This is a genomic window from Nocardioides sp. T2.26MG-1 (genome assembly GCF_950101795.1).
Taxonomy (GTDB): Bacteria; Actinomycetota; Actinomycetes; order Propionibacteriales; family Nocardioidaceae; genus Nocardioides.
The window spans coordinates 218,184-235,966 of the sequence record NZ_CATNLZ010000033.1 but is presented as its reverse complement, the minus strand read 5'-3'; the positions used below and the strand labels follow the sequence as shown (position 1 = coordinate 235,966).

Here is a 17,783-nt window from a genome sequence, read left to right as displayed (position 1 = left end):
AGACGGGACACCAGAGGGATGACCGAGACGGTGAGTGGGCGCACGGGCGCCAAGGCGGAGTCCAAGGCCGGCGCCGGCCTGACGATCGAGCGCGTCTTCAGCACCGAGGGAGTGCACCCCTACGACGAGCTGACGTGGGAGCGCCGGGACGTCGTCCAGACCAACTGGAAGACCGGTGAGACCGTCTTCGAGCAGCGCGGCGTGGAGTTCCCCGACTTCTGGTCCGTCAACGCCTCGACCATCGTCACCACCAAGTACTTCCGCGGCGCGGTTGGCACCGACGTCCGCGAGTGGAGCCTCAAGCAGCTCGTCGACCGGGTGGTCAAGACCTACACCAAGGCCGGGATCGACCACGGCTACTTCGCGTCCGACGCCGACGCCGAGGTCTTCGAGCACGAGCTCACCTGGCTGCTCGTGCACCAGTACTTCTCCTTCAACAGCCCCGTCTGGTTCAACGTCGGCACCCCGTCGCCGCAGCAGGTCTCGGCCTGCTTCATCCTCTCCGTCGACGACTCGATGGACTCGATCCTGAACTGGTACAAGGAGGAGGGCTTCATCTTCAAGGGCGGCTCCGGCGCCGGCCTCAACCTCTCCCGCATCCGCTCCTCCAAGGAGCTGCTCTCCTCCGGCGGTACGGCGAGCGGCCCGGTCTCCTTCATGCGCGGCGCCGACGCGTCCGCGGGCACCATCAAGTCCGGTGGCGCCACCCGCCGCGCGGCCAAGATGGTCGTCCTCGACGTCGACCACCCCGACATCGAGGAGTTCATCGAGACCAAGGCGCGCGAGGAGGACAAGATCCGCGCGCTGCGCGACGCCGGGTTCGACATGGACCTCGGCGGCAAGGACATCACCTCGGTCCAGTACCAGAACGCCAACAACTCCGTGCGCGTCAGCGACGAGTTCATGCGCGCGGTCGAGGACGGCACCGAGTTCGGCCTGCGGGCCCGCAAGACCGGTGAGGTCATCGAGACCGTCGACGCCCGCGACCTGTTCCGCAAGATCAGCATGGCCGCGTGGGAGTGCGCCGACCCGGGCCTGCAGTACGACGACACCATCAACGACTGGCACACCAACCCCGAGACCGGCCGGATCACCGCGTCCAACCCGTGCTCGGAGTACATGTCGCTCGACAACTCCTCGTGCAACCTCGCCTCGCTCAACCTGCTGAAGTTCCTCAAGGACGACGACACCTTCGACGGCGAGCTGTTCGCGAAGGCCGTCGAGGTGATCATCACCGCGATGGACATCTCCATCTGCTTCGCCGACTTCCCGACCGAGGCGATCGGCCAGACCACGGTCGACTACCGCCAGCTCGGCATCGGCTACGCCAACCTCGGCGCGCTGCTGATGGCGATGGGCCTGGGCTACGACTCCGACGGTGGCCGCGCGATGGCCGCCGCGATCACCTCGCTGATGACCGGCACGTCGTACAAGAAGTCGGCCGAGCTGGCCGGCGTCGTCGGCCCCTACAACGGCTACGCCCGCAACGCCGAGGCCCACAAGCGCGTGATGCGCAAGCACCAGGCCGCCAACGACACCGTGCGCACGCTCGGCATCGCCGACAGCCAGGTGCACAAGCTCGCCACCCAGGCCTGGGCCGACGTGATCGAGCTCGGCGCGACCAACGGCTTCCGCAACGCGCAGGCCTCGGTGCTCGCGCCCACCGGCACCATCGGCTTCATGATGGACTGCGACACGACCGGCATCGAGCCGGACTTCTCGCTGGTCAAGTTCAAGAAGCTCGTCGGCGGCGGCTCCATGCAGATCGTCAACCAGACGGTCCCGCGGGCGCTGACGAAGCTCGGCTACCAGCCCGAGCAGATCGAGGCGATCGTCGCCCACATCGCCGAGCACGGCCACGTGATCGACGCTCCGGGCCTCAGAGGAGAGCACTACGAGGTCTTCGACTGCGCGATGGGCGCGCGCGCCCTCAAGCCGATGGGCCACGTCCGGATGATGGCCGCCGCGCAGCCGTTCCTGTCCGGCGCGATCAGCAAGACGGTCAACCTGCCCGAGTCGGCGACGGTTGAGGATGTCGAGGACATCTACCTGCAGTCGTGGAAGCTGGGCCTCAAGGCCACCGCGATCTACCGCGACAATGCGAAGGTCGGCCAGCCGCTCTCCGGCGGCAAGGGCGAGAACAAGGGCGAGTCGTCCAACGTCGAGGCCGCCGTCGAAGAGGCGGCGACCAAGGTGATCGAGAAGATCGTCTACGCCCCGACCCGCAAGCGGCTGCCCAAGTCCCGCGTCTCGCGCACCACCTCCTTCACCGTGGGTGGCGCCGAGGGCTACATGACCTCGGGTGCCCACGATGACGGCGAGCTGGGCGAGATCTTCCTCAAGCTCGGCAAGCAGGGCTCGACCCTGGCCGGCGTGATGGACGCGTTCTCGATCGCGGTCAGCATCGGCCTGCAGTACGGCGTCCCGCTGGAGACCTACGTCTCGAAGTTCACCAACCTGCGCTTCGAGCCGGCCGGCCTCACCGACGACGCGGACGTCCGGATGGCGCAGTCGATCATGGACTACATCTTCCGCCGCCTCGCCCTGGACTACCTCGACTTCGAGACCCGCCAGGGCCTGGGCATCTACTCCGCCGACGAGCGCCAGCGCTACCTCGAGACCGGCTCCTACGAGCCCGTCGAGGAGACCGGCTCCGCCGCCGAGCTGATCGAGGCTCCGGTGGTTGAGGTGCGAGGCGCGCCAGCGCCGAGCCTCGAAACCACCCACGGGGACATCGTCGACGCGGAGGTCGAGACCAAGGACACCCACGGCTCGGAGGCCCGCGAGGTCCCCGCCGAGCCCGCCAAGGTCGCCCACACCTCCGCCGAGCTCCTCGAGCAGATCACCGGCACCGCCGTCGACAGCCCGCTGTGCTTCACCTGCGGCACCAAGATGCGCCCCGCCGGCTCCTGCTACGTCTGCGAGGGCTGCGGCTCCACCAGCGGCTGCAGCTGACGGCTGACGCTGTCGTCCGATCGGGCCCCCGGGGCGATGCCCCGGGGGTCCGATCGTTTCTTGTCGCGGCCAACCACGCCGCGACGGTCTCCTGGACCCCGCCGAGCGACGATGGAGGAACGCCCGTCACCGGCTACACCATCACCGTCCAGCCTGGTGGGCGGACGATCGACATCGGCACGGAGGCGACGTCGTGGTCATCGCTGTCAACGGCATCGGGTCGAGCCGTCCGAGCCGACCGGCGACGATCCGCCTCCGTTAGGACCCAGCGGGCTCGAGGTCCTGCTCGCCGATGGTGCTGAGCAGCTCGAACTGCTCCACGGAGCGGGTGCCGGGGACGGGGGTGAACCACAGCAGCCGCTGGGTGGCGTCCTCGCTCTCGAGCGTGAGGCAGTTGACGGGGAGCTCGCCGAGGCGGGGGTGGACGAGGGTCTTGCGGTCGCTGCGGCGTACGGCGACGTCCTGGCGCTCCCACACCCCGCGGAACTCCTCGCTGCGCTCGAGCAGGTCGGCCACGAGCGCGCGGGCCTCGGCGTCGTCGCGGCGACCGAGGACGGCGCGGAGGTCGGCGACGAACGAGGCGCTGGTGCGCTCGTGCTCGTCGGCGCGGTAGCGCGCGCGGGTTGCGGGGTCGGCGAACCACTCGTGGACGAAGCTCGCGGCGTAGCCCTTCGCGGCCGACGGCTCGCCCAGGAGGGCGCGGGCCATCCGGTTCTGCACCAGCGTCACGTGCAGGTCGGTGATGACTCGGGCCGGGGTGTCGCCGAGGCGGTCGAGCAGGTCGAGCATCGCGGGGTGGACGTGGGCCTGGGAGCCGTGCGCGGTGGGGAGTGGGCGGCCGGCGAGGTGGAAGAGGTGGTCGCGCTCGTCGCGGTCCAGCCGCAGTGCCCGCGCCAGCGCGGCCACCATCTGATCGCTCGGCTGCGCGCCTCGGCCCTGCTCGAGCTCGACGTAGTAGTCGACCGACGCACCGGCCAGCACCGCCACCTCGTCGCGGCGCAGACCAGCCACGCGGCGCCGGGGTCCGGCGGGCAGTCCGACGTCCTGCGGGCGGATCCGGTCGCGTCGCGACTTCAGGAACGCGCCGAGCTCGGTGAGGTCCACGCCTCCAGTGTGCCCGGGCGGGCGCCGCGGAGCCTGGGGTCGTCATCCCCAGGGAGAACGTCCGCTTCCTCACGTCCTGCGACGGCGGCACCGTCGATGCCATGGACACCAACAACAACGACACCTTCCGAGTAGCGATCGTCACGGGTGGCTCGCGCGGCATCGGCCGCGCGACCGCCCTCCGGCTGGCCGAGGGCGGGTACGCCGTCGTGGTCGGCTACAGCGCCAACGAGGCGGAGGCCGACAAGGTCGTCGCCCAGATCGAGGAGCGTGGCGGCCGCGCCGTCGCCGCGGGCGGCGACGTCTCCGACGGGGGCGTCGTGCGGGCGATGTTCGACACCGCAGAGCAGGAGTACGGCGGCGTCGACGCCGTCGTGCACGCCGCCGGGCAGATGCGGCTCGCACCGGTCGCCGAGCTCGACCTCGACGACCTCGACCGCACCCTGCGGGTCAACGTCCGCGGCACGTTCGCCGTCGCCCAGCAGGCGGCCCGCCGCCTGCGCGGTCCCGGTGCCCTGGTGCTCTTCTCGACCACGGTCGTGCCGCTGGCCTTCCCGACGTACGGCGCCTACTCCGCCAGCAAGGGCGCGGTCGAGGCGCTCACCCCGATCCTCGCCAAGGAGCTCCGCGGTCGCGACGTCACCGTCAACGCCGTCGCCCCCGGCCCGACCGCGACCGACATGTTCCTCGACGGCAAGTCCGAGGAGCAGATCGCCGGCCTGGCCAAGCTGCCGCCCCTCGAGCGGCTCGGCACGGCCGAGGACATCGCGGCCGCCGTCGCGTTCCTCGTCGGGCCCGACGGCCACTGGGTCAACGGCCAGGTGCTGCGCGCCAACGGCGGGATCATCTGATGGCCGCCGCCAGGACCGTCCTCGTCACCGGAGCGTCCAGCGGGTTCGGAGCCAACCTGGTCGCTGAGCTGGCCGCCCGCGGCCACCGGGTGTACGCCGGCATCCGCGACACCACCGGCCGCAACGCGGCTGCCGCGGCCGGCGTGCCACCCGGCGCGGTCGCGCTCGCGCTCGACATCACCGACGGCGCCTCGGTCTCGGCGGCCGCGGAGCGCCTGGTGGCCGAGGTCGGCGCGCCCGACGTCGTCGTCCACAACGCGGGGCCGGCTCGGCGCACTGTGCCCCGAGGGCAGCGACCCCTACGACGTCGCCGTCGCGACCGCCGACGCCATCGAGGCCGACGTACCGCCGTTCCGGGTGCACGTCGACCCCAGCGACGACGGAGCCGAGGTGGTCAACGCGGTCGCCGACCGGATCCAGGTCGAGTTCTTCCACCGCATCCGGATGCCCCAGCTGCTGCCGGCCGGCGCCGGCTACTGACCCACCACCACGAAGGAGAGATGACATGCCGTTCGCCAACCTGAAGGTGCCCGCCGGGCTCGTCGATGCCGAGCTGAAGGAGTCCTTCATCCACACGATCACCGAGATGTACGTCGCGGCCTTCGGCGAGGCGGCTCGTGCCACCACGATGGTCCTCGTCGACGAGGTCCCCGACGGCGGGTGGGGGATCGGGGACCACGTCCTCACCCTCGCCGAGCTGACCGGCGCCGACGCGCCGAGCTGAGTTCATCGCGGCTCAGGCCCAGGCCTCCACCGCCTGCTCGAGGTTGAGCACGATCGCGGCCGCCGCGAAGTGGTGGGCGCCGGTGGTGGCCTGGGCCCGGACCACGCTCTCGCGCAGGTCCGAGACCGCCGCCCGGGCGGTCTCGGGCTCGGCGCGGTCGCGCAGCAGGGCGGCGACCCGCTCCAGTGCCTCGGCGGTCGTGGCGCGCAGCCCGGTGGCCGTGGAGCCGTCGCGGCGGATCTCGGCCTGCTGGCCGGCCACCAGCGCGATCACCTCGTCGACGCATCCGGTCAGCCGCTGCAGCGCCTGCGCCCGGGCGTCGTGGTGGTCGGTGGTCTCGGCCCAGCGGGCGGCCTTCCAGTTCGCGCGCCGGGCGTCGCGGGCCTCGTCCATCAGGGCGTCGGCGTCGCGGGCGGTGCGCTCGAGGGAGCGGCGCAGCGCGTTCCAGTCCAGCTCGTTGAGGATCTCCTGCACCAGGGCCTCGGCGAGCTCGTCGAGCTGGTCGGCGAGCTGCTCGCGCAGCCGGTCCTGGGCCAGGACGGCAGGAGTCAGCGGCAGCTGGGGGAACACGAGGTACACCCCCACGCCGACCAGTGCGCCGACGGCGGTGAGCCCGCCGTACGCCGCCGTGTACTCGATCGGGTCGCCGCGGCCGGCGATCAGCACGAACATCGCGGCCAGCGGGACCCAGCTGCCCATGTTCCCCGCCAACCCGGACGCGCCGACCAGGACGCCGGCGACGACCGCCAGCCCCAGCGGGATCGGCTCCGGCACCGGCAGCGCCTGGGCGGCCAGCGCGAGCGCCGCGCCCAGCAGGATCGCGACCACGACCTCGGTCGCGTTGCGCGCCGAGCGCACCACCGAGGTCGACACGACCGACAGGGCGCCCAGCGGCGGGTAGTAGGCGTACTCCGCCGCGAAACCACCGAGCGGTTGCACCACCAGCCAGGCCAGCATCGCGGCCATGGCGGCCTTGAGAGCCAGGAAGTAGTGGGGATGAGTGCGCGCCTGGGCTCGGGCCTGTCGTACGGCGGTGGCGGTCGTGCTCATCGGGGACCGGTACCCGCTCGTACCGAGGTCCTCACCCGTGGCGATGATGGCGGCATGAGCTTCGATGTCGACCAGGTCCGGCGGGACTTCCCCGCGCTCTCCGACGGGGTCGCCTACTTCGACAGCCCCGGCGGCAGCCAGGTGCCGCGCCAGGTGGCCGAGGCGGTCGCGCGCACGATGACCGCCGGGCTGGCCAACCGCGGCACGGTCACCGCCGCCGAGCGGCGGGCCGAGGCGGTCGTGGTCGGCGCGCGGCAGGCGGTCGCCGACCTGCTCCGCTGCGACGCGGGCGGCGTGGTGTTCGCGCGGTCCATGACGCAGGTGACGTACGACGTCTCGCGGGCGCTCGCGCAGGACTGGCGGGCCGGGGACGAGGTGGTGGTCACCCGCCTCGACCACGACTCCAACATCCGCCCGTGGGTGCAGGCCGCGGAGCGTGCCGGCGCGACGGTGCGGTGGGTCGCGTTCGACCGTGAGAGCGGCGAGCTGTCGGTCGACGACGTGCGTGCGGAGCTGTCCGACCGCACCCGACTGGTCGCGTTCACGGCCGCGTCCAACGTCCTCGGCACGCGGCCCGATGTGGCCGCGATCGCCGCGGCCGCCCACGAGGCGGGCGCGCTGGTCTACGTCGACGGGGTGCACCTGATCCCGCACGCCCCGGTGGACGTCGCGGCGCTGGGTGCGGACCTCCTCGCGTGCTCGCCGTACAAGTTCCTCGGGCCGCACCACGGCGTGCTCGTCGCCGCGCCGGAGCTGCTCGAGGGGCTGCACCCCGACAAGCTGGTGCCGTCGAGCGACCAGGTGCCCGAGCGCTTCGAGCTCGGCACGCTGCCCTACGAGCTGCTCGCCGGGACGACCGCGGCGGTCGACTACCTCGCCGGGCTCGCGTCCGACGCCGGCGACCGGCGGACCCGGGTGCTGGAGTCGATGGCCGCGATCGAGCGGCATGAGGAGACGCTGTTCGCGCGGCTGCTCGACGGGCTGCGCTCGATCACCGGCGTGCAGCTGTACGGCGACCCCGCCCGCCGGACGCCCACGGCGTACTTCACGGTCGCGGGCCGGTCGAACCGCGAGGCCGCCGAGCAGTTGGCCGCCGCGGGCGTGAACGCCCCGGCCAGCCACTTCTACGCGATCGAGGCCTCGCGGTGGCTGGGCCTCGGCGACGAGGGCGCGGTGCGCGCCGGGCTGGCGCCGTACACGAACGCCGACGACGTCGAGCGGCTGCTCGCCGGCGTCGCGGAGATCGCCGGGTGAGCGCAGCTCCCGGGAAGGCCGGGCGGCCTCGCGTGGTTGTCGACGTGTGAGGCTCTCGCTGCTGGACCGTTCGCGCACGCGGGCCGGCCGGCCCGAGGCCGAGGCCCTGACCGGGACGATCGAGCGCGCCGTGCACGCCGAAGGACTCGGGTACGACCGGGTCTGGGTGGCCGAGCACCACGCCGTCCCGGGCATCGCCTCGGGCTCGCCGCCGGTGCTGCTGGCGGCGATCGGCGCGCGCACCCGCACGATCCGGATCGGCTCCGGCGGCGTGATGCTGCCGCACCACCAGCCGCTGGTCGTGGCCGAGCAGTTCCGGATGCTCGACGCGCTCCACCCTGGCCGCGTCGACCTGGGCATCGGGCGGTCGCTGGGCTTCACGGCGCCGGTGCGTCGAGCCCTGCGCCACGGCGCCGAGGCGCTCGACACGTTCGAGTCGGACCTGGCCGAGCTCCGGGCCTACCTCGCCGACACCGCCGCGATCACCGCCCGCCCGGTCACCGGCCGCCGGGTCCCGGTCCACCTCCTCGCGACCGGCCGCGGGCTCGAGGTGGCTGCCCGGCTGGGGCTGCCCGTCGTCGTGGGCGGTCCCGTCCTCGACAGCGCTGAGATCGGGGACGTGCTGTCGGCGTACCGCCGTGACTTCCGGCCGCACGAGGGGAGCACGCCGTCGGTCACCGTGTCGCTCGACGTGACGGTCGCCGAGACCGATGCGGAGGCCCGCGACCTCGCGCTCCCCGAGGCCTGGGCGATGGCCCGGTCGAGGCAGACGGGCGAGTTCGCGCCGCTGGAGCCGGTGGACGCGATCCGGGCCCAGCCCTGGACCTCTCAGCTGCGGGGCCGCGTCGAGCCGTCGCTCGATCGGGCGGTCCTGGGCAGCCCGGTCACGGTCCGGCGCGCCCTGGAGCGGCTGGCCGAGAGGACCGGCGCCGACGAGCTGATGATCAGCACCTCGACGTACGACCGGGACGCGCTGTTCGCCTCCGACGCCGCCGTGCGGGAGATCGTCGGCGGTGCCTCCTAGAGTCTGCGACGTCAGGTCGTGGGGCGAGTGGTGAGGAGGCCGAAGTGGAGCTGGAGGCGGCGCGCCGGCTCGGGCGCGAGCTGCTCGACGAGCACGGACTGGGCGAGTGGACGCTCGTCTTCGACCGGGCGAAACGACGCGCGGGCATCTGTCGCTACGCCACCCGCCAGATCGGCCTGAGCGCGCCATTGACGGCGCTGCACGACGAGGCCGACGTGCGCGACACGCTCCTCCACGAGATCGCCCACGCGCTGGTCGGTCCACGCCACGGCCACGACGCGGTGTGGCGGCGCACCGCCGTGCGCATCGGGTGCAGCGGGCAGCGCTGCACCGACCCGCAGCTGCCCGCGGTCGAGGGTGACTGGGTCGGCACCTGCGCGGCCGGTCACCGCATCACCCGACACCGACGTCCTGCCCGACCCGGGGCGTGCGCGGAGTGCTCGCCGCGGTTCTCGGTCGAGAACCTGCTCACCTGGACCTACCGCGGCGAGCCCGCGGTGATGACCCCGCAGTACCGCGCCGAGCTGGCCCGCGCCCTCACCCGGGCCCGGGAGCCCGAGCCGGTCGCCGACCTCGTGGAGCAGGTCGCGGGCGTGCGTCCGGGCGACCGGCTGCAGGTCGTCGCGCCCGGCAGCAAGTACCACGGCACGACCGGCACGCTCGTCAAGCGCGGGCGTACCCGCTACCACCTGCGCGTGGGCGGGGCGGTGCTCACCGTGCCGTTCGCGCTGGCGCGACCGGCCTGAGCGCATCGGCCACGCTGATCGACCACCGGCGGTCAGCACGGCGCAGCGACTCCAGCGCCGCGACCAGCGGCACCGACCACATCAGGTAGCCCCAGCCGAACGACAGCAGGGCGACGTTGAAAGCCATCAGCAGCACCAGCGCGACCTGCCGGACGCGCCCCGCCACCAGCACCGCCGCGCCGGCACCGGCCTCGAAGACGATCAGCAGCCCGATGAACAGCGCGTGGTGCGGCACCACCACCGACTCCCAGGTGTCCTTCACGAACGACGTCGACGCCTGGTCGGCGAAACCGGAGAAGTCCTCGCCCCGGATCAGGAAGAGCAGGTTGGCTCCCGCGCCCGCCAGCACCCACAGCGCGGCCACGGCCGCGATGCCGACCCCGGCCGCGCGCCGGCTCCGCGCCGCCCCGACCGAGCAGCCAACGACGATCAGCCCCAGGCTCAACCAGCAGACCGGCAGCACCCACCCGACGTCCATGACGCCCCTCCTCGTGTGTCCTCCCTGATCGTCAGCGTGGTCGGGTGGCGGTCGGTCGGGCAGAGGAATTGGTCCCGCCGGTGCCGATGCGAGCGCGGCTGCGTGGACCCGGGCCCGGTCGGAAAACACCAGGACACCGCCCGTCTCCAGGGCGGAGAATCGGCGGCGATGTTCGCCGCCCTGTTGCGCCACGCGCGCCCCCCGTCGCCCCTTGCCGGCCGCCTCTCGGTGCAGTCGCTGCTGTTCGCGCTCGGTGAGGGCACGTTCATGACCGGGTCGGCGGTGTTCTTCACCCAGATCGTCGGGCTGAGCGCCGCTCAGGTCGGCCTGGGGCTGACCTGCGCCGGCATCGGTGCGTTCCTGGCGGCGTTCCCGATGGGCAAGCTCGTCGACCGGTACGGGCCGAAGCGGATGTGGGCGGTCAGCGCCACCGGGCAGGCCGCGATGTTCGCGGTGTGGCCGTTCATCACCGACTTCCAGGGCTACGTCGCGATGGCCGTCACCATGGAGGTCATCGGGTCGCTCGGCGGTGCGGCGCACGGGGCGTACACGATCGACGTGCTGCCGCCGGCCGAGCGGGTGCAGTCGCGGGCCTACATGTACTCCGCGCTGAACGTCGGCTTCACCCTCGGGTCACTGCTCGGCGGCATCGCGCTGGCGTTCCACTCCAACGACATGCTGCACGCGCTGCCGTGGTTCACCGCGGTGGTCTTCCTGGTCAATGCCGCCGCGATCATGCGGCTGCCGCGCGCACCCCACGACGACCTGTCCCGCGAGGACCGGCAGGTGAAGGTCCCCGGCCCGGGACCGATGCGCAACCTCGGCTGGCTGCTCACGACGTTCTTCAGCGGCGTGTTCTGGACCAACCAGGTGCTGCTGAACATCGTGATCCCGCTGTGGCTGGTCGAGGAGACCGACGCCCCGCGGGTGCTGCTCGCGTTCCTGTTCGGCACCAACACCGTGATGTGCATCTTCCTGCCGATGGCGGCGGCGCGCGGGGTGAAGGACGTGCCGACCGCGCTGCGGGCGGTGCGGGTGTCGTCGACGTTCTTCGTGGTCTCGTGCCTGATCACGCTGGCGACGCATGACACGGTCGGCTGGGTGACGATCGCCCTGGTCTGGCTCGGGCACGTGACGGTGACCGGCGCCGAGCTCTACCTGTCCGCGGCCAGCTGGTCGTTCGAGGCCGAGCTGATGGACCCGCGCCAGCGTGGCTCGTACCAGGGTGCGGCCGAGCTGAGCAGCACCCTCGGCCGGGTCTGGGCGCCGGCCGTCTACACGTTCCTCGCGATGAACTGGGGCGCCGCGGGATGGGTGATCATCGCCGGGATCGTCGTGCTCGCGACCGTCGGCATCCACCCGTCGACCCGCCTGGCGCGCCGCTTCCTGGAGCAGCACGTGCCCGCCGACGTACTCGCCGAGGCCCGGGCCGGCAGCACCGAGCCCGAGGTCGCACTGGTGACGGGACCGCCGTCGCTCATCGACGTCGAGGACCCGGCGCCGGGTCCGATCAGCGGCATCACCCACTGACCGTGCAGACTCCCCACGTGCCCCTCGACATCGTGGTCGCGACCGGCCCGCTGCTCGAGGAGTGGCGGACCATCCACAACACGATCATCCCCACCCACCAGCTGTCGCCCGCCGACGTGGCCGAGCGGTCCACTCGCCACCGGCTCACGCTGGCGTACGCCGACGACCGGCTGGTCGGCAACGCGACCGTGCGGCCGCCGCACGACGGGGTCGCGACCGTGATCGTGCGGATTCTGCCCTCACACCGGCGCCGGGGGCACGGCACGTCCTACCTGGAGGCCGAGCTGGCCGAAGCACGTCGGCTGGGCGCCCGGCGGATCGAGACCGTCGTGCTCGCCTCGAACACCGACGGGCTGGCCTTCGCCCGGGCCCACGGCTTCGTCGAGCACGACCGCTACGTCCTCGACGGCGACACCGTCCCGTACGTCGACCTCCACCTGCCCGCCGGTGACTGAGCGCGGGACGCCTCCGCGGGCTCCTGGACGCTGTCGGCGCCTCGTGATTGTGTGAGTCCAGGTCACAGGGGGTGGCCGACTCTCGGGAGGAACATGCTGATGGCATCACGAGCACGCGTCCGCCGCACCGCTCTCGCCGCCGCGGTGGCGTTGCTGCTGCCGCTCGGCGCGGCACAGGCCGCGCCGGCGTCGGACCAGGGGGACACCACCGGGGCGCGGGGGATCGGCGATCCCTACTACGCCGACTACGGCAACGGCGGCTACGACGTCGACCACTACGACATCCGCGTCTCCTACGTGCCGCGGACCGACCGGTTGAGCGGGACCACCCGCATCCGCGCGCACGCCGCCCAGGAGCTGTCCCGGTTCAACCTCGACTTCGTGCTCCCGGTCTCGAGCGTGCGGGTCAACGACCGGCGCGCGACGTACACCCAGGGCCGGCACGAGCTGGTGGTCACGCCCCGCCAGACCCTGCACGACGGGGAGGTGATGCGGGTCGAGGTCACCTACAGCGGCGTCCCGTCGACGATCAGGTCCGACGGCATCAAGCCCTGGATCCGCACCGACGACGGGGTCGCGGCGGTCGGTGAGCCCGAGATCGCGGCGTGGTGGTTCCCCGCCAACGACCACCCGCGCGACAAGGCGACCTACGACGTCCGGGTCACGGTCGCCAAGGGGCTCGAGGCCCTCGGCAACGGGGTCCTGGTCTCGAAGAAGGACCGGCACGTGAGGCGCACCTGGCACTGGCGCGAGGCCAAGCCGATGGCGTCCTACCTCGCGTTCTTCGTGGTCGGCCAGTTCGACGTCACCCGCTTGCGGGTCGACGGGCTGCCGGTCATCACGGCGGTCGCGTCGCACGGTGGCACGGAGGGCCGGTACGCCGCGCGCGACCTGCGCCAGTCGCCCCGGGTGCTCCGCTTCGAGGCGCGCCACTTCGGCCCCTATCCGTTCGACGCGATGGGCGGGGTCGCCCCCGCGGCCGACTTCGGGTTCGCCCTCGAGAACCAGACCCGCCCCGTCTACACCCGCGGCTTCTGGAGCTCGGGCCCCAACCTCTACGTCGTCATCCACGAGCTCGCCCATCAGTGGTACGGCGACTCCGTGTCGGTCGAGAACTGGCGCGACATCTGGCTCAACGAGGGGTTCGCCTCGTTCGCAGAGTGGCTCTGGTCGGAGAAGCACGGCGACGGCACGGCGGCGCGGCTGTTCAAGCAGACCTGGCGCACCTATCCCCGCCGCGACCCCTTCTGGAAGGTCCGGATCGGCGACCCCGGCGCGCACAACGAGTTCGACGGCGCGGTCTACGACCGCGGTGCGATGACCCTGCAGGCGCTGCGCACCCGCATCGGCAACCCGGACTTCTCGACCGTGCTGAAGGACTGGGCGGCCGACCACCGCTACGGCAACGCCTCGATCCCCGAGTTCATCGCGCTCGCCGAGCAGGTGTCGGGAGAGGATCTCGCGTCGTTCTTCGACGCCTGGCTCTACACCGACGCCCGTCCGGCACCGACCGAGGAGAACGGCTTCCCGCCGGGCTTCACGGCCAGGTCCGCGCGCACCGCGGTGCCGGCGTCCTGGGCGCAGATTCGTCACACCCAGGCGCTGCTGGCGCGGCTCGAGCAGCGCTGAGGTTCTTCCTCTCCTAGCATCGAGCCTGACGCGCCCGGCACCGGGCACGACTCGACCTCGGTGAACGGAGTCCGACGTGGGAGAGGGAGGCGACCTCGAGCCGCCGCGACAGCGCGACCCGGCACTGAGCTGGCTGCCGCTGCCGGTGCGAGGCGACCTCCCGCTGACCGCCGAGGAGCTGCGGCGCCTGGTCCGGCTCCACGCCCGGGAGACGACCGAGCACGGCCGCCGTCGCCGCCAGGCGTTCCCGCCCGAGGAGCAGGTGCCCTCCGAGGAGCAGGTGCGCAAGCTCGCGGACCGGGTGACCCGGGCCGATCTCGCCCTCCGCCAGCTCGACCCGAGCCTGCGCGACGTGCTCGACCGGCCCGACGCCGCGCAGGTGCTCGACGTGATCCGCGACGTCAAGGCCCGGCTCGGAGAGGTGCTCCTGCACCGTCGGGTGTGGGTGGCCAAGGTCGTCGACATCGCCCTGGGCGACCCCGGTGGCGAGAGCTGGCGACGTCTGGAGGGGCAGATCGACGCCATCGATCGCCTGCTCGACGCCGCCGACGAGGTCGGGGACACGGTGGTCGAGGGGGTCGAGCCGTCCGAGGAGGCCGTGCAGGCCTTCGCCGCGCTGGAGACCGATCTCGCCTCGGGGCAGCAGGGGCGACGGTGGTTCCGCGGCAAGGCCCAGCGCGCCACGGCGCGCCTGCTCGAGAGCGCCCGCGTCGACGGCGAGCCGGTCACCGAGGCCGCCCAGGCGGCCGCCGTCCGCCGCGCCCTCGAGGTCGAGGCCGACGTGGCGGCCCTCGAGCAGGAGGTCGCTCCCTTCGGAGTGCCGGTGCCGCCCAGCACTCCTCGTGACGACCTGATCGACGGCCTGACGGTCGTGCGCGATGCGCTGCGTGCGGTTGCGCGGCTGGTCGGGTCGACCCGGCGTCTGGCCGCGGTGCTGGGCCCCGGCCCGGTCAGCGTGCTGCCGACCGGCTCGCTCGAGGAGGCCGAGCGGGTCGGGTGGGCGGGGGACGCCCTGGTCGCCGTGCGCGAGGGGGCCCAGGCCCGCCGCGACCTCGAGGCGGCCGCGCGCACCCTCGAGGAGACCGCCACCCGGGTCGCAGCCGCCGACGGACTCGACCAGCCGGCGCCCGAGGTCGCGGAGCTCGCCCTGTGCCTGCGGGCCGCGGCCGACGCGGCGTACGGCGAGTGGCTGGTCAAGATGCACACCGGCCGCCGGGCCCACCGCCTGGCGGTCCTGCGCGAGCAGCTCCTCGCCCGGCTCGCCGAGACCGCGCCGGCCCTTCCCGCGCTGATCCAGGTCGACACCAGCGAGACGACCTGGGCGCCCCGGATCGCGCGGTGGCCCGAGGCATGGGAGGCCGCCCGCGCCGCCACCCCGCCCGAGCCCGAACCGGAGCCCGAGCCCGAGCCGGTGCCTGGCCCGGCTCCTGCCGAGCCCGACCCCGAGCCCGGCCCGGCCACTCCCCGCGAGGTGGTCCTGGCGCTGGCCGCCCGCGGCCCGGTGAGCGGCGCCGAGGTGCGCGCGGCGACCGGGCTGGACGCCGCGCGGTCGCGGGCGCTGCTCAAGCAGCTCGTGGCGGCGGGCGAGCTGGTCCGCACCGGTGCCACCAGCGCGACCCGGTGGCACCTGGCCGGCCGGGAGTGAGTCGATGAGGCTCGCAGTGATCGGCGGGGGATCGACCTACACCCCCGAGCTGGTCGACGGGGTCGGTCGGATGGCCGACCGCCTCGACGTGAGCGAGCTGGTCCTGATGGACCCCTCTGCCGAGCGGCTCGAGCTGGTCGGCGGGGTGTCCCGCCGGATCCTCGCGCACCTCGGGCACCCGGGTCGGGTCACGACCACCACCGACGTCGCGGAGGCCGTCGCGGACGCGGACGCGGTGCTCCTCCAGCTGCGCGTGGGTGGTCAGGCCACCCGCGACGCCGACGAGACGTGGCCCCTGGAGTGCGGCTGCGTCGGGCAGGAGACCACCGGCGCCGGAGGACTCGCGAAGGCGCTGCGCACGGTGCCGGTCGTCCTCGACATCGCCGAGCAGGTCCGCCGGTCCAACCCGGACGCGTGGATCGTCGACTTCACCAACCCGGTCGGCATCGTCACCCGCGCGCTGCTGCAGGAGGGGCACCGTGCGGTCGGGCTGTGCAACGTGGCGATCGGCTTCCAGCGCCGGTTCGCCGCGATGCTCGACGTCGACCCCGAGCGGGTCGAGCTCGACCACGTGGGGCTCAACCACCTGACCTGGGAGCGCGAGGTGCTGGTCGACGGCGCCGACGTGCTGCCGAGGCTGCTCGAGGAGCGGGTCGCGGACATCGCCGCCGAGATCGAGCTGCCGGTCGAGGTCGTGGACCGGCTGCGGTGCGTGCCGTCGTACTACCTGCGCTACTTCTACGCCCACGACGAGGTCGTGCGCGAGCTGCAGAGCACGCCCTCGCGTGCGAAGGCGGTCGCGGCCATCGAGCGGCGCCTGCTCGACCTGTACACCGACCCGAGCGTGGTCACCAAGCCCGCCGAGCTCGAGCAGCGCGGCGGCGCGTACTACTCCGAGGCGGCCGTCGAGCTGCTCGGGTCGATCCTCGGCACCGACGAGCCGGCGACCCGGGTGGTGAACGTCGCCAACCACGGGACGCTGCCGTTCCTGCCCGACGACCACGTGATCGAGGTCCGCGCCCAGGTCGGCCCGGCGGGTGCCGAGCCGCTGCCGGTGCGCCCGGTCGAGCCGCTGTACGCCGGCCTGATCGGCCACGTCGCGGCGTACGAGCGTCTGGCGCTCGAGGCTGCACTCGAGGGCGGCCGCGACCGGGTGTTCGCTGCCCTGCTCGCCCACCCGCTCGTCGGCCAGGCCGACCGCGCCGAACGGCTCACCGACCTGCTGCTCGCGCACAACCGGGAGTTCCTCGCGTGGGCATGACCGGCGGCGTCCTCGCGATCGACGCCGGCAACTCCAAGACCGACGTGCTGCTGGTCGCCCCGGACGGCTCGGTCGTCGGTCGCGCCCGCGGCGGCGGCTTCCGGCCCCACGACGTGGGAGCGCGGGCCGCCGTCGATGCCCTGCAGCCCCTGGTCGAGGAGGTGGTCACCGGTGGCGTGCCGGTCGCGCACGTGTCGGCCTGCCTGGCCAACGCGGACCTCGCGATCGAGCACGAGCGGCTCCAGAGCGAGATCGAGCGGCACGGATGGGGCGACACGACGTACGTCGGCAACGACACGCTCGCGCTGCTGCGCGCCGGCGTCGAGCGGCCACCCGGGGTGGCGGTCGTCTGCGGCGCGGGCATCAACTGCTCCGGCGTCGGCCCCGACGGCCGGACCGCGGGCTTCGCTGCGATCGGCCGGATCTCCGGCGACTGGGGCGGCGGGACGGACCTCGTCGAGGAGGCCATGTGGTGGGCGGCGCGGGCGGCCGACGGGCGTGGCCCGGACACCGCGCTGGTGCGGCTGCTGCCCGAGCATTTCGGGCGGACCGGCATGGCCGAGCTCATCGAGGCCGTGCATCTCGGCGAGATCCCCGAGGGTCTCCTGTACGACGCGACCCCGGTGCTGTTCGAGGCTGCCCGCGCGGGCGACGAGGTGGCGGTGTCGGTGGTCCTGCGGCAGGCCGAGGAGGTGGTCGCGCTCGCCGTCTCGGTGCTGCGGCGGCTCGAGCTCCTCGACGAGCAGGTCGACGTGGTTCTCGGCGGCGGCGTCCTGACCGGTGGCCACGCGCTGCTGCTCGACGCGATCGGGTCCGGTCTCGCCGCCGCGGCACCGCTGGCCGTCCCCGTGGTGGTCGCCGCGCCGCCGGTGCTCGGTGCCGCGCTCCTCGGCCTGGACCGGATCGGCGCCGCCCCCGCCGCTCACCAGCGACTCCGCGAGGCCTTCGCCTGACCGGGTGCCTGCGGAGGCCGCCCCAGGAGCCCCCGCGTAACACCCAGCAGCCGAACCCCGCAACCGCCCCGCCCCCAGGCCCGTCCGCATGCTGATCCCGCTCTACTGAACGCGATTCAACACC

16 protein-coding genes and 1 pseudogene are annotated in these 17,783 nt (G+C 73.1%); 14 read left to right on the top strand and 3 right to left on the bottom strand.

Annotation, left to right across the window (positions count from 1 at the left end):
- The first annotated feature begins 18 nt into the window (after positions 1–18).
- Positions 19–2,955: a vitamin B12-dependent ribonucleotide reductase gene (locus QQZ14_RS19250; protein ID WP_284536025.1), complete on the top strand. Its 2,937-nt coding sequence runs from the start codon at positions 19–21 to the stop codon at positions 2,953–2,955.
- A 258-nt stretch (positions 2,956–3,213) separates the two neighbouring features.
- Here QQZ14_RS19250 and QQZ14_RS19245 read toward each other — a convergent pair whose 3' ends face one another.
- Positions 3,214–4,059, bottom strand: coding sequence for a helix-turn-helix transcriptional regulator (locus QQZ14_RS19245; protein WP_284536024.1), 846 nt, complete (start codon positions 4,057–4,059; stop codon positions 3,214–3,216).
- Between the two features lie 101 nt (positions 4,060–4,160).
- Between QQZ14_RS19245 and QQZ14_RS19240 the strand changes: the two genes are divergently transcribed.
- The 4 genes and pseudogenes from QQZ14_RS19240 (at position 4,161) to QQZ14_RS19230 (ending at position 5,634) form a co-directional block, all read left to right on the top strand.
- Positions 4,161–4,910 (top strand): SDR family oxidoreductase, encoded by a 750-nt coding sequence (locus QQZ14_RS19240; protein ID WP_284536023.1) that lies wholly within the window; start codon positions 4,161–4,163, stop codon positions 4,908–4,910.
- Positions 4,910–5,173 (top strand): annotated as a pseudogene (locus tag QQZ14_RS25445) (SDR family NAD(P)-dependent oxidoreductase); the annotation flags it as partial. The gene QQZ14_RS19240 and the pseudogene QQZ14_RS25445, both read left to right, overlap by 1 nt.
- 94 nt (positions 5,174–5,267) lie before the next feature.
- Entirely contained in the window at positions 5,268–5,390 is a 123-nt protein-coding gene (locus QQZ14_RS19235) for a hypothetical protein (protein ID WP_284536022.1), read from the top strand.
- A 25-nt stretch (positions 5,391–5,415) separates the two neighbouring features.
- Complete coding sequence (locus QQZ14_RS19230) at positions 5,416–5,634, top strand: tautomerase family protein (RefSeq protein WP_284536021.1); 219 nt, start codon at positions 5,416–5,418, stop codon at positions 5,632–5,634.
- A 12-nt stretch (positions 5,635–5,646) separates the two neighbouring features.
- Here QQZ14_RS19230 and QQZ14_RS19225 read toward each other — a convergent pair whose 3' ends face one another.
- On the bottom strand, positions 5,647–6,684 hold the full coding sequence (locus QQZ14_RS19225) for a hypothetical protein (RefSeq protein ID WP_284536020.1): 1,038 nt from the start codon (positions 6,682–6,684) through the stop codon (positions 5,647–5,649).
- Between the two features lie 54 nt (positions 6,685–6,738).
- On the opposite strand from QQZ14_RS19225, the gene QQZ14_RS19220 reads away from it, so the two are divergent.
- The 3 genes from QQZ14_RS19220 to QQZ14_RS19210 are packed head-to-tail and all read left to right on the top strand — an operon-like array spanning position 6,739 to position 9,708.
- A complete protein-coding gene (locus QQZ14_RS19220; RefSeq protein ID WP_284536019.1) occupies positions 6,739–7,938 on the top strand; it encodes a cysteine desulfurase-like protein in 1,200 nt (399 codons plus the stop codon).
- A 46-nt stretch (positions 7,939–7,984) separates the two neighbouring features.
- On the top strand, positions 7,985–8,962 hold the full coding sequence (locus QQZ14_RS19215) for an MsnO8 family LLM class oxidoreductase (protein WP_284536018.1): 978 nt from the start codon (positions 7,985–7,987) through the stop codon (positions 8,960–8,962).
- Between the two features lie 44 nt (positions 8,963–9,006).
- The gene (locus tag QQZ14_RS19210) at positions 9,007–9,708 is read left to right on the top strand and encodes a SprT-like domain-containing protein (protein WP_284536017.1); all 702 of its coding nucleotides are present in this window, start codon (positions 9,007–9,009) and stop codon (positions 9,706–9,708) included.
- Here QQZ14_RS19210 and QQZ14_RS19205 read toward each other — a convergent pair.
- The gene (locus QQZ14_RS19205) at positions 9,674–10,186 is read right to left on the bottom strand and encodes a hypothetical protein (protein ID WP_284536016.1); all 513 of its coding nucleotides are present in this window, start codon (positions 10,184–10,186) and stop codon (positions 9,674–9,676) included. The two genes, QQZ14_RS19210 and QQZ14_RS19205, sit on opposite strands and share 35 nt — an antisense overlap.
- 168 nt (positions 10,187–10,354) lie before the next feature.
- Here QQZ14_RS19205 and QQZ14_RS19200 point away from each other — a divergent pair, with 168 nt between their 5' ends.
- The 6 genes from QQZ14_RS19200 (at position 10,355) to QQZ14_RS19175 (ending at position 17,659) form a co-directional block, all read left to right on the top strand.
- Positions 10,355–11,716 carry an MFS transporter gene (locus tag QQZ14_RS19200; protein WP_284536015.1) on the top strand — a complete coding sequence of 454 codons (1,362 nt, stop codon included), beginning with the start codon at positions 10,355–10,357 and terminating at the stop codon, positions 11,714–11,716.
- A gap of 17 nt (positions 11,717–11,733) precedes the next feature.
- Positions 11,734–12,171, top strand: a complete 438-nt coding sequence (locus QQZ14_RS19195) for a GNAT family N-acetyltransferase (RefSeq protein ID WP_284536014.1) — start codon at positions 11,734–11,736, stop codon at positions 12,169–12,171.
- A 99-nt stretch (positions 12,172–12,270) separates the two neighbouring features.
- Positions 12,271–13,800, top strand: coding sequence for a M1 family metallopeptidase (locus QQZ14_RS19190; protein ID WP_284536013.1), 1,530 nt, complete (start codon positions 12,271–12,273; stop codon positions 13,798–13,800).
- 76 nt (positions 13,801–13,876) lie between these two features.
- Positions 13,877–15,445, top strand: coding sequence for a hypothetical protein (locus QQZ14_RS19185; protein ID WP_284536011.1), 1,569 nt, complete (start codon positions 13,877–13,879; stop codon positions 15,443–15,445).
- Between the two features lie 4 nt (positions 15,446–15,449).
- Positions 15,450–16,706 (top strand): 6-phospho-beta-glucosidase, encoded by a 1,257-nt coding sequence (locus QQZ14_RS19180; RefSeq protein ID WP_284536009.1) that lies wholly within the window; start codon positions 15,450–15,452, stop codon positions 16,704–16,706.
- Entirely contained in the window at positions 16,703–17,659 is a 957-nt protein-coding gene (locus QQZ14_RS19175) for an N-acetylglucosamine kinase (protein WP_284536221.1), read from the top strand. Before QQZ14_RS19180 ends, QQZ14_RS19175 begins: the two co-directional genes overlap by 4 nt.
- The last annotated feature ends 124 nt before the right edge of the window (positions 17,660–17,783 follow it).